The organism is Candidatus Accumulibacter meliphilus (assembly GCF_036625345.1).
GTDB classification, from domain to species: domain Bacteria; phylum Pseudomonadota; class Gammaproteobacteria; order Burkholderiales; family Rhodocyclaceae; genus Accumulibacter; species Accumulibacter meliphilus.
In genome coordinates this window covers 36,736-48,797 of the sequence record NZ_JAZKTZ010000002.1, presented here as the reverse complement: position 1 = coordinate 48,797, position 12,062 = coordinate 36,736, and the positions used below count along the sequence as shown (strand labels likewise).

Annotated in this window: 8 protein-coding genes; 3 read left to right on the top strand and 5 right to left on the bottom strand. The window is 62.6% G+C overall.

Features of this window, described 5'->3' with window-relative positions:
* Positions 1 to 4: 4 nt before the first annotated feature.
* On the bottom strand, positions 5 to 883 hold the full coding sequence (locus V5B40_RS03695) for an alpha/beta hydrolase (protein ID WP_332353291.1): 879 nt from the start codon (positions 881 to 883) through the stop codon (positions 5 to 7).
* 253 nt (positions 884 to 1,136) lie between these two features.
* Between V5B40_RS03695 and V5B40_RS03690 the strand changes: the two genes are divergently transcribed.
* On the top strand, positions 1,137 to 3,410 hold the full coding sequence (locus tag V5B40_RS03690; protein ID WP_332353290.1) for an SUMF1/EgtB/PvdO family nonheme iron enzyme: 2,274 nt from the start codon (positions 1,137 to 1,139) through the stop codon (positions 3,408 to 3,410).
* A 160-nt stretch (positions 3,411 to 3,570) separates the two neighbouring features.
* On the opposite strand, the gene V5B40_RS03685 is transcribed toward V5B40_RS03690, so the two are convergent.
* From V5B40_RS03685 to V5B40_RS03675, 3 genes are all read right to left on the bottom strand, one after another.
* Complete coding sequence (locus V5B40_RS03685) at positions 3,571 to 7,239, bottom strand: EAL domain-containing protein (RefSeq protein ID WP_332353289.1); 3,669 nt, start codon at positions 7,237 to 7,239, stop codon at positions 3,571 to 3,573.
* Positions 7,240 to 7,325: 86 nt separating this feature from the next.
* Complete coding sequence (locus V5B40_RS03680; protein ID WP_332353288.1) at positions 7,326 to 8,357, bottom strand: ABC transporter substrate-binding protein; 1,032 nt, start codon at positions 8,355 to 8,357, stop codon at positions 7,326 to 7,328.
* Positions 8,358 to 8,727: 370 nt separating this feature from the next.
* On the bottom strand, positions 8,728 to 10,236 hold the full coding sequence (locus tag V5B40_RS03675) for an ISNCY family transposase (RefSeq protein ID WP_332353287.1): 1,509 nt from the start codon (positions 10,234 to 10,236) through the stop codon (positions 8,728 to 8,730).
* Here V5B40_RS03675 and V5B40_RS03670 point away from each other — a divergent pair.
* Both V5B40_RS03670 and yaaA read left to right on the top strand, forming a co-directional pair.
* The gene (locus tag V5B40_RS03670) at positions 10,183 to 10,494 is read left to right on the top strand and encodes a hypothetical protein (RefSeq protein ID WP_332353253.1); all 312 of its coding nucleotides are present in this window, start codon (positions 10,183 to 10,185) and stop codon (positions 10,492 to 10,494) included. The two genes, V5B40_RS03675 and V5B40_RS03670, sit on opposite strands and share 54 nt — an antisense overlap.
* Positions 10,495 to 10,836: 342 nt before the next feature.
* Complete coding sequence (yaaA, locus tag V5B40_RS03665) at positions 10,837 to 11,607, top strand: peroxide stress protein YaaA (protein ID WP_332353286.1); 771 nt, start codon at positions 10,837 to 10,839, stop codon at positions 11,605 to 11,607.
* On the opposite strand, the gene V5B40_RS03660 is transcribed toward yaaA, so the two are convergent.
* Positions 11,601 to 12,059, bottom strand: a complete 459-nt coding sequence (locus V5B40_RS03660; RefSeq protein WP_332353285.1) for a putative toxin-antitoxin system toxin component, PIN family — start codon at positions 12,057 to 12,059, stop codon at positions 11,601 to 11,603. The two genes, yaaA and V5B40_RS03660, sit on opposite strands and share 7 nt — an antisense overlap.
* Positions 12,060 to 12,062 lie beyond the last annotated feature (3 nt).

Here is a 12,062-nt window from a genome sequence, read left to right as displayed (position 1 = left end):
GCCGTCAGACGACACCGGCCAGCTCCTTGGTCTGCTCAGAATTGGCGGCCTGGCGTTGTTCGAGGCGTGCGAGCCAGCCGAGCACGGCCGTGGCACAATCGCTCCAGTGCTCGTCGAGAATCAAGGCGTGTCCGGTAGCGGCGACGATCTGTAGTTCGGCGTTCCAGCGCCGGGCGAGCGGGCGGATCAGCTGCGGCGGAAAAACCGTGTCGAGTTCGCCAGCGACGACCAGCACCGGCTGCGCGGATGGAGGCTTCGGGGACCATCGCCAGCAGCCGAGGAATGCCAGGTCGCAGATCGCCCGTGCCGATTCCGGCTGCACCAGTTGTGCGAAGCGCAGCAGCGTTTCCGGCCGTGTCGTTGGCGAAAAATAGACTTCCTTGATCATGTGCAGGGCGGTGGCACTGACCCGCCCCCTGGTCACATTGACCACTTCGCCAAGAAACTTCGGGTATTTCAGCAATAGTTTCGTCGCCGACTCCAGGGTGCCGTTGGTCGGCACGGGCGCCAGCAGGACAGCTGCCACTGCGAGCGATTGTTCAAGGAGGCGCTCGGCGACGAAGGAACCCATCGAATGCCCGATCACGATCGGTTGTTGGTCGAAGCGGGCGATGACCTGCTCGGCGTCGGCGAGATAGTCGTCGAGGCTCAGGGCGTCCAGATATTCGCGCCCGCCGCTGCCGCCGTGGCCGGAGAAATTGAGGGCGTGGCAATCGTAGCCATGGCTGGCGAAAAATGGCAGGAAGTGAGCATCCCAGGAGCGCGCATCGACATAGCCACCGTGCAGGAAGAGGAGTGGCGGCCGGTTCGCGGGCGAAGGGCTAGGCGGTGGGCGATGAATGGTCTGCAGAATGGGCTGCCTGGGGCTACGAAGCGGGGTCATGAGCGGTCTCCGGAAGCAAGCCGCCACTATAGGCCAAGTCGCCTTGCCACGACCAGGACCTTACTGCGTTGGCGTGCTGGCAAGGCCGTGCCGCACGCGTGCCCCGCCCGCCGAACGCTTCCGGCGTGCCAGCCGGAATGTGCGCTGCAAGTGAGAGGGGGACGGTCATGGCTTTCATCATCAGGGTGTCTCGACAGGTCATGACCGTTAGGCCTATGATATTCGCAGGATGTTGCCTGAGGCTTGATCTGAAATGACTCATAGCGCTGCCGCACCTCCCCCCGCCATTAATCCCTACCCTGGCCTCGCCGCCTTCAAACCCGACGCGCATCGATTTTTCTTCGGGCGCGACGAAGATAGCGAACGGGTCGTGGGGCGCCTCGCCGAAACGCGCTTGATCAGCGTCGTCGGCCGCTCGGGTACCGGCAAGTCCTCCCTCGTAGCCGCTGGCGTCGTGCCGCGCCTGGCCGCGCTTCACGGCCAGCTCGGCTATCTGCGTTGCGAGCCGCAAGCCAGTCCTTTCCACCAGCTTGCCGACGCGCTTTGTCGCGAGTTCCCGGCATCCGACACCACGGCCGACACGGCGGCCGATCAGCAGGCCATCGATCGCCTGCGCCGCGCGCTGGCGGAAGCCGGAGAGTCGAGAGCGTCCGAAGAGCGCCTCACCGCCGCCAGCGTCGATCTGCTGCGCCAGCGGAAGCATCCCATGCTTCTGCTCTTCGACCAGTTCGAAGAGTTGTTTACGCACACGCCGACGACCTGCGCGCATCGCTTTCGTGAGCTCTTTGGCTCTCTGCTCGACATGGAGGGCTTGTATCTGGCGCTGACCCTGCGCAGCGAATTCACCGTTCGCCTGATGGAATGGCTGGGTGAAGATCTGTTTCGGGCGTCTTTGGTAAGCCTCGAAGCGGTCACTGGCGAAGAGCAGTTGCAGGCGATCATCAACGGCCCGGCACAGGCTTGTGGCGTGCCAGTGCAGGACGAACTGGTGGCAACACTAATCGTCGCAGCCGGAGCAACCCGGGGCGCGCTACCGCTGATCGCCTTGACTCTTGAGCGACTGTTCGAGCAGCGTGACGCCGAACAGGGACTGACCCTGCAGGCCTATGAACGCATGGGTGGGCTGGCGAGCATCGTCGATAGCGCGGCCGCCGATATCGAACGTTTGATCGACAGCGAGCCCGCACTCGAACTCGCTTGCGCCCGCCTGTTTGCCGAGCTGGCAACGGTGGTCGACGAGGTGCCGACGCGGCGCACGGCCGAGATTGCCCCCCTGCGCGTCGACAGGCAGATCAGCCGGCTGGTCGACGCCTTGCGCGGGCAGGGCTTTCTGTCCGACCCCGACGATCAGCACGTCGAGTTCGCCCACGAGACACTGCTCATCCATTGGCCGCGCTTGCGGCAGTGGTGCGACCACTATCGCGACAGCCTGGCGCTGCGCCGGCAGGCGAAAATGGCGGCCAGGGAATGGTGGCAGCTCGTCGCGCAAGAGGCCGGATTGCCGCCTGCTGACCGGCCTGGAAGCGATTCGCTACTCTGGGGTTGGGAGCGGCAAAAGCCGGTGCTGCTGGCGCTGCTTGACCTCAGTCACCGCGTACCGCTGGCCGATCCTGACTTTTGCGATTCCGGCATTGCCGCATGGCGCACACTCGCAGCCAGCCTGGACAAGACTCTGCACCGCTTTCTGCGACCCGAACCACTGCTTTTGCTCGATGAGTTGGCCAGTGACGGGACGCCGCATCATCGCCGCGAAGAGATCGGCCTGCGTCTCAATCAGATGGGCGATCCACGCCGCGGCGTCGGGCTGACCAGCGCAGGCCTGCCGGATATCGTATGGATCGACATTGCCGGCGGAGGGGAAGTGACGCTCGAAGGCCGCGCCACCGAGGCCTTTACGGTGAAGCCGCTGCGTATTTCCAGGTACCCGATCACCTGGCAGCAGTACGGCGCTTTCCTGAGCGCTGAGGACGGCTATCACGACCGCCGCTGGTGGCGAAAGCTGGTACAGCGCAAACAACCGGGCGAAACGCGGTGGGGTTTCCAGAACCACCCGGCAATCAACATCGCCTGGAGCGATGCCGTCGCCTTCTGCCGCTGGCTGAGCGAACGCTGGCAACTGAGCGGGCCGGAGACCCTCCGCCTGCCCACCGAATGGGAGTGGCAGTGGGTCGCGCAGGGCGGCGTCATGAAGCGAAAATACCCCTGGGGGAGCGACTGGAACCCGCTCCGTGCCAACAGCCATGAGAGCGGCACCGGCAGGACCATGGCGGTCGGCATGTATCCGCTGGGCGCGCCCGAAGGAGAGCTGCTTGCCGACCTCGCCGGCAATGTCTGGGAGTGGTGTCTGAACGAGTACGACCATCCTGCCAACACGCAGATCGGCGGCGAGATCTCGCGCACCCTGCGTGGCGGATCGTGGCTCGATTTTCCGGGTGACCTGCGGACGGGAAAGCGTGAAGAGTTCTCGCCCGACGACCGTGATGGAGACATCGGTTTCCGGGTAGTTCTGGCGGCGCCGCTCGAATAGATGGAGTCGTTCGCAGGCAACGAATAGGCACCTGGGTCGGCTTCCACGCCGCGGCGTCGGAGAGGGCGCACTCCTGGTGGCCGCCACCCACCTCTTCGTGCGCACTGGCGAGCCAAAGTTGCTGCCGACGGCCATCAAGCGGGCGGTGAGCGTCGGTCTGTCAGCCGCCCGGCGGAAGGGAAAAGCGGAAACTGGTGAATTCTGTAGCGGGCAGCGGCCGGCTGAACAGGAAGCCCTGTACCGCGAAGCAGCCGTGCGCGGCAAGAAAGCGCAACTGCTCGACGGTTTCGACGCCCTCGGCGATGACTTCCATTTTCAGGCTCTCGGCCATGGCCACGACGGCCTGCACGATGGCCGCATCGTTGGCGTCGGTCGACAGGTCGCGCACGAAGGAGCGGTCGATCTTCAGGCGCGAAACGGGAAAGCTCTTGAGGTAGGCGAGACTCGAGTAGCCGGTACCAAAGTCGTCGATGGCGATGCGCACGCCCAGGGCGGTGAGTGCATGCAGCAGTTTGACGGCGGTCAGTGGGTCGTCCATCAGCAAACTCTCGGTCAGCTCGAGTTCGAGAGTCTGCGGCTGCAAGTTCGATGCGGCGAGAATGGCGGCAATCTGCTCGCCGAGGTCGCCCTGCTGCAACTGGCGTGCCGACAGGTTGACGCTGATGCGCAGGCCGCTCTGCCCGGCGTCGTGCCAGCGTTTCGCCTGTCGGCAAGCCTCGCGCAGGACCCACTCGCCGATCGGAACGATGAGGCCGGTTTCCTCGGCAATCGGAATGAAGCGATTCGGCGCGACGAGGCCCCGCTGCGGGTGGTGCCAGCGAATCAGGGCTTCCATGCCGGTGATTTCGCCGCTGCGGCTGTCAACCTGTGGTTGGTAGAAGAGCTCGAACTCGCCGCGCACAATGGCGATACGCAAGTCGTTCTCGATCGACACTCGCTCCAGTACCGCCTGGTTCATGTCCTCGGTGAAGAACTGGAAGTTGTTACGGCCACGCTCCTTGGCGTGATACATCGCGGTGTCGGCACTGCGCAACAAGCTATGCACGTCGGCGCCGTCTTGCGGATAGATGCTGATGCCGATGCTTGGCGTTACGTGTAGCGGACGCTTGTCGATCAACTCTGGCTCGGCGACGACGGCGAGCACTTTTTCCGCAACCAGCGCCACGCTTTCGACGTCGGCCACGTCGGGAATGACGATGATGAACTCGTCGCCGCCGAGCCGGGCAACAGTCTCGGTTTCGCGCAGCACTCTACTGAGACGCGCGGCGACACGTGTCAGGAGCTGGTCGCCGGTGCCGTGACCGAGGGTATCATTGATCAGCTTGAAGCGGTCGAGGTCGAGGAAAAGCACTGCGGTATATGTGCCATCGCGCCTGGATTTGGCGAGCGCCCGGCGAATGCGATCCTCGAGCAGCAGGCGATTGGGCAGCCTGGTCAGCGCATCGTGATGGGCGAGGAAGTGGATGTGCGCCTCGGACTGCTTGCGTTCGCTGATGTCGTCGAAACTACCCGTGTAGTGTGTCACTCTGGCGTCAGCGTTCTTGACCGCGGTAATCGTCAGCCACGCCGGAAAAATCTCGCCGTTCTTGCGGCGCTGCCTGACTTCCCCTTGCCACACGCCATAGGCTGCGATCCGGGCCCAGCTATCGAGGGCGGGGTCGTCGCTCTGCCGTGCGGCGGAAAACAGCCGCGGTGTTTCGCCGATGACTTCGCCCTGTGCGTAACCCGTGATCGTCGTCAACGCCGGGTTGGCTGCAACGATGCGTTCGTCGGCGTCGGTGATGCAGATTGCCGAAGTGCTAGCCGAGAAGACCGTCGCCGCCAAACGCTGCGCCTGCTCGGCGCGACGCTGATTGACGATCCGCCAGATATCCTGGCCGATCAGGCGGGTGGTCTCGATGTCGCTTTCGCTGTACGACTCCGCCTTGTTGGCCACGCCAAGCAGCATGCGCCCCTGGCCGCCCTCGACAACCGGTACGCCGATTAACCGTTCAAGGCCGGCAAGCGCCAGCCGGTGAGCGCTGGTGATGCCTGTTTGCTCGGCGTCGAAGAGCAGCGGTGAGCGCTGCCCCAAGGCTTCGTCCCAGAGAGCGGCCAGCCTGCTGGCAGAAAGCTGCTCGCTGAGCGCCCGCGCAGCGCTGCGCTGCGTTCCTCGCGACCAGCAGAGCGAGGCAATGCTTGCGCCGCTTTGCTGATCGGCGTCTACGAAACAGAGGAAGGAAACCGGGCTGCCAGTCAGTTGCTCGACGACGGCCAGCCCGTGCTGGATAAATGTGCTTTCCTCCATTTGCTCGGCCGCCTTGGGCAGCTCAAGCATGGCCAAAGCCCGTTCGGCCTGATGGTGGAGCAGGGCCGCCGACCGCCGTCGTGCTTCGTCACGGCGTTGGCGTTCGCTGATGTCGGTGAGGATGCAATTCGTGCGCGCCCCGCCTTGCGGCGTCTGATGAATGCGGCCATTGAGCTGAACCCGGATTGCCCTGCCGTCCTGGTGTTGGAAATCGAGCAGCAGATCGTCGATCTGCCCGTTGCTCACAAAGCTTGGAAAAGCCTCGCGCAGCACCGGCAATGAACGGCTGTCCAGGAACTCGCCGATCTCGCGCCCGACGACCTCTTCACGGCGGTAACCGAGCAGAGCCAGCCAGGCATCATTGACCTCGATGAGCCGGCTGTCAGCGACGTCAAGCGATTGATAGGCCAGCGGCGCGCCGCTGAACAGTGCGTGATAGTGCGCCTCGGAGGCGGCCAGTGCCGCTTCGCGTTCGAGGATGGCGTTGGCCATGCGGCGCATGCTCAAGGCCAGATTTTCCAGCTCTGCGGCGCGCGAGGAGGGTAGCGGCGCCGCGTAGTCGCCGTCGGCGATGGCCTGCACATGGCGCCCGAAGTCAGCGATCCGCCGCACCAACCGCTGGCCATAGAGGTAGGCACTGAGCACCGCCAGCGCAAGCGCCGCGGCAAGGCCTCCGGCGATGGCCAGCAAGGTCGAACGCATGGTCGCGAAAGCGATGTCCGTCGGCTGCGCCACCAGCGTCAGCCAGCCGGAGTTCCCGATCGGCGCCACGGTGCCGATGTGCTCGTGGCCATCGAGCCAAAAACGATCGGTCCCGAAGTGCCCGGCAAGACCCGCCTGCACCAGCGGCAGGTAGGCGAGGTTTTCCTGACGTGCAGCGCGGTCAGCATCCGGATGCGCGACGACTTGCCCGAGGCGGTCGATGATGATCGGCAGGACGGCGGCGGTGTGCCCGAGTTCCATGATATGCGCCGACAATTGGTGGAGATCGATTTCACCCACCAGCATCGAGCCGGCACTGACGGTAGATAGCGCCTGGCCACCTAGCGGCACGGTGATGGCAACGACGATCTCGCCACGCTGCGACAGGTAGCTGTCAGACCACACCATGCTGTCGCTCGAATGCCTGGCGCGAAGAAAACTTCGTGCCGAGAAGTCGAGCCCCAGCAAGTCATCGCGACGACTTCGCCGCGCGAGCGGCAGGCCAACATCGACGACGCGTGCGCTGGCGTCGAGAATGTAAAGCGCTTCGAGAGCTGCGTCTGCGTTGGCCTCGGTGTCGATGATGACGCGAGTTCCCGCTGGGAAGCTGGCGGGTACTGCTTCGATCTCGGCACCGACACGTTGGAGTTCCGCTGCCGAGCCGCGCAGGAAGTCGTCAACCTGTCGCGACAAGGTCACTGCAAGCCCTCTGTTACTGCTCTCCACCTGATCGTTCAGCAGCGGTAGCAGCACGCCGAGGAGGACCGCGACAAGCACCAGGGTCGCCATGGCGACGACGGCCGAAAGTCCGAGTGCAAGCCAGAAGCGAAGGGAGCGCATCGCGTCGCGAATCCTAGGCCAGGACGGCCTGATGAGGCGTCAGTCCGTTGCCAGGCGCAAGCTGCGTCGGCAATCGCTGCAGGAAGCTAGTGCTGGGACTCGAACTCGCCATGGCGTATGACCGCTATGAAGGTGTCCCGCTGCGTGTCGCCGCTGGCATTGAACTTGATTGGTGACTGGGCGCCAGCGAAGGTGCCCTGAGCGAGTAGCGCCTGTTTGAGGGTCTGGCTGTCGGACCTGGTGGCAAGCGCATCGAGAGCGACATTGGTGGCGTCGAAGGCCGTGAGTCCCGGAAAGCCAGGCTCATGCCTGAAGCGTTCGCGATACGCTTTGCGAAAAGCCAGATACGCTGGGGCGGTGCTGTCACGGTCGATGTATTGGGCGACGACGAGCCCTTCAACGGCTCGACCGCCAAGCTCGATCAGGCGCTCCGTGGCGGCCCATTCGGACGTGCCGATACGCAAGTCCGCAGCACGCATGCGCAGTTGCTGAACGAGCAGGGCGGTGTCCACCGAATTGGCAATGATGACCACCCCGTCAGGCTTCTCGGCGAGAATGCTGGCTGCCAGCGCGGACAGCGATTGGCCAGAAGAAGCGAAGCCCACTTCAGCGATGATTTCCCCACCCAAGGCCACAAAGGCGGTGTGAAAATCGCCTGCCCAGCTCTCGCTGTAGGCTCTGTTGAGCAGGTCCCAGACGAGTACCACCCGTCGCAGACCGTTTTCGCGAAAGTGGTACTCAGCCGACTTGAAAACGTGTGCCGCTGTCGGGGCGACGACTCGGAAGAACTGATCGTCGAGACCGGTCAGCGCATTCGTCGTCACCGTCGGTGAGAGCAGAGGGACGCCGGCCGCGTCGAACTGCGGCAGGATCGCCAGAGCCATGGCGCTGGTCATTGGGCCGATGACCACGTCGACTTTGCCGGCCAGCAAGCGGCTAGCGGCCTGCCTGGCAATTTCGACGTCCTGCTGGTCGTCCTCGGTGATCAGTTCGATTGCCCGGCCGTTGATCCCGCCTTGCCGATTGCGCATCTCGACGGCGAGAATGGCCCCATTGCGGCCACCAATACCGAGGTCGGCGACGCGCCCCGAGAGCCCACCCAGAAAACCGATACGCACCGGCTCAGGTGGAGAACAAGCAAGCGCACCGAGCATGACGGCCGCTGTCACGGCGACGAGAGCCAGGCGGCTGAGTGGCCACCGCGATTCGCAAATTGTGAGTTTTAGTGACGTGAGCATATAATCCATCGGCTGCACCGAGCCACCCTGCGCCAATCGCCGAAAGCTTAATGTAGTGCCTGACCGAAAACCCCGGTTTTTGGCGCGCGCGCCGACTTGAAAATCTCGGTTGGCCGTGAATTTCTCGTTCGTCCCGAGTTGCGCTGGCCGACTTCTGTCGATCGCGGGCCATAATGCCCGAATGTCATGGTGTTCAAACAAGCCGTTCGGACAGCGGCCGGAGTTACTGCATGGAAAAACGCTTGGCGGGCTATGCCGCCATTTTGTGGGGCATGTCGCGATCTGCGTAGCGGGTTTTGCGCTTCGCCCGCCGATTTTCCCCGTCCCGCAGGATGGCGCCGATGCGATGGATGTTCCTGGCCACTACAGCGAGCGCCACGTAGCGTTTGAATCCGTAAATCCCATGATCCGGACAGTAATCAAGACCATGGACCTCCAGTGCGTTGATCGCCGACTCGACCGCCGAGTGCTGACGTCGCGCCTTGACGAAATCCTCCGCACTTTCCGCCGCTTGTGCCTGTTGCGACAGTTTGCCCTTCCGCGGTAACACCACCAGTTTCAAATGCGCCTGTAGTTCCTGCTGGTTTGCCGGTGAGTGAAATCCTTTGTCAAAACTACAGGCCTCCAAGTTGGCAAAATGCTGCTTGGTCGCTTTGACCATGGCCACTGCGACCTGCTCGTCCGTCTGCCTTTCCATGACTTGATGATGCAGGATGAAGCGGTGCTGGTCTTCCATGACGCAGACCCGTAAACCCAGTTCGACCGGCACGCCGGCTTTGCCTTTGCTGATCCATTCCGTGTGTGTCTCGAATATCGAAAAGACCTTCTCGGCATGCGGAATGGTTTCTCCCAGAATGACGCGCCGCCGGGTCTGGTCAATCTGCCGTACGGCATGTGCAATGAACTGTTCGATCTCGAGTTTGGCTGCCAGATGCTCAACGCCGCCAGCTCCGCTACACGCAGGGGTCTTGCTCAGCGTCTCCTGGGCCTTGTCCAGGTAGGCTTGGGCGACCCCCAAGTAGCTTTGGTAGGCCTCGATAAGGCGATGGTCATTGGCTTCTTTCTGCGCTTCGCTGCGGGCCTTGCGATGCTTTGTGCTCTGCGCGCTGCGCAGGTGCCGCTTCAGGTGCTTGACGTTGTAGGCGTGCTGCCGCCAGTCGCTCATCCCTTGATCGGCGCTCAGGCGCGCAGTCAGTTCGATCACCTTGCGCGTGGCGTCAAAGAGCAGGTTGATATCAGTCGGATAATGCACATCCGTCTCAACCACGAAGGAGTCGCAACGCCCATGCAGGACTTCGCCTTCCGTTTTTTTTTTGACCAGTTCATGACCCGCATCCACGACGATTTGGTTGATCTTGTTCAGCAGTTCCGGCGTGAATAAGGTGACGTTGTCCTTCAGTGTTTGGTAGTGGTACGACGTCGGGTCGAACAACCCATGCCCGAGCATCTGCCGAATGGTGTTGTGCTGATTGACCAACTCATGCAGACGGTCGTAGTCGATGTTCAGGTCAAGCCGGATCACTCCGCAGACGAAGATCGACCAGAGCGTCATCCCGGGACGCCCCGTCCGTTTGTCGACCTTCGGGGCCATGTCTGACTCAAGCAACTGGAAGAGCTTTGCCCGCTTGTCTGGATCTTGGTAGAGATACTGCAAACCTCGCAGAATCTGCGGGATGTCGTCGCGCGACTTGGCGTCAAGAATAATATGGGAAACATCGACTTCGCCAATGTGCATCTGGGTATTCTCGACAACTCGCATCGCTTGCCTCCAAAAACTCGCCTGTTTGTACTCTTCGGTAACCGCAATTATAATGCCTTTGGTCTACCCGTGACGGGCCTTTCAAAAAAGAACGAAGATTATTTCCGCTGCCGGATTGATGACCAGTTCTGGCACGAAGATCTCTACCTATTTGTCCTCAGAAGCCCGAATTTCGATGATTTCACCACAAATCATCCTGTGGCTATCAATTCTTCATCGCTCGGAAATCCGCCCAAGCCCTTGCTACTGCTCGGATGAAGGGGTTTTCGGTCAGGCACTAATGTAGCATTGTAGAGCTTGGCGGCGCAGTAAGAACCGAAAACCGGGTTACGCTTGTGTCATTTTATGGCGCCGCTTTCCAGCCGGAAAAGCCCAGCACCCGCGCCTTCCCTTCCAAGCGGGCCGAATCTCGCCGATCAACTGCGGCAGCCGTTGCTTCGAGTTTGCCTCGGGACCGCCCTGGTGGCTGAGGATCTTTTGCCTTGCCTTTCGGGGCAGGCTGAGGCGCGGCGTGGATTCGTGCCCTCTGACGACGTCGATTACAATGGCCGAAAAATTGCCAACACTCATAGCGAGACTTCTCGCCGCTGGAGCCAGCCGATGCTCATCGTTCTCTCACCCGCCAAAACCTTCGACTACCAGACGCCATTGACCCTTGCCGAGCATTCCCAAGCGCAATTTCTGGAGCAGTCAGAAGTCCTGATCGATCGCCTGCGTGAGCTGTCGCCGGCGGCGCTCGCCAGTCTGATGAAGATCAGTGACAAGCTCGCGGCCCTGAATGCAGCCCGCTACGCGGAGTGGACGCAGCCGTTCACGCCGGACAACGCCAGGCCGGCAATCCGGGCCTTCGCCGGCGATGTCTACGCGGGCTTTGACGCCGAGACGCTGTCGGTGGCCGACCTGCAGTTCGCGCAGCAGCATGTGCGTACGCTTTCCGGGCTCTACGGCGTTCTTCGTCCGCTCGACCTGATCCAACCCTATCGGCTGGAGATGGGCACGCGGCTGTCCAATCCGGCCGGCAAGGACTTGTATGCCTTCTGGGATGAGCGCATCAGCGACGCTCTCAACGCAGCCCTGGCTGAAGCGGGCGCGTCGGTGCTGGTCAATCTGGCGTCGGAGGAGTACTTCAAGGCGGTCAAGCCGAAAACGCTGTCGATGCCCGTGCTGCAGCCCGTCTTCCAAGATTGGGGAAGCGGCAAGTTCCGCGTCGTCAGCTTTTACGCCAAACGCGCACGCGGGCTGATGGCACGCTTTGCGATCATCAATCGCCTCACCAAGCCCGCCGGCTTGAAGGATTTCACGGTCGGCGGCTACGCTTTCGCCGAAGATGCCTCCAGCGAGAGCGTCTGGGTTTTTCGGCGTGGTCAGTAGGCCAAGCCGGTGCTCGCCGTGACCGTCAATAGCGCTGCCGCCGTAGCGCTGACAATCGCGCACGATGGCGCTGGACGACGGCGGCCGGCCAGCCTGAGCAGCTCGCGGTCGCGGGTAATCAGCAGATCGGCGCGGCAGCGCGCGGCGAGGATCAGGAATTTCTGATCGTCGGCGTCGCGGCAGCGTGGCAGCCGATAGGCCTCGACAGCCTCGACGCCTTCGGGTTCGCAGAGCGTCACGAAGCGACGGTAACGCGCGAGCAAGGCCTGCTGTGCCGCGCCATCGAGAGAAAACTGCGGGTAGGTGGTGACGCGTTCGAGTTCGTCCAAACACTGCCGATCACTGAAGCACTGCAGCGAGCCGTCATCGATGGCAGCGCGCAGCAGCAGCGCTGCGGGATCGGCGAAATGCAGCAGGTCGATGATTATGTTGGTGTCGAGGACCGCGCGCATGCC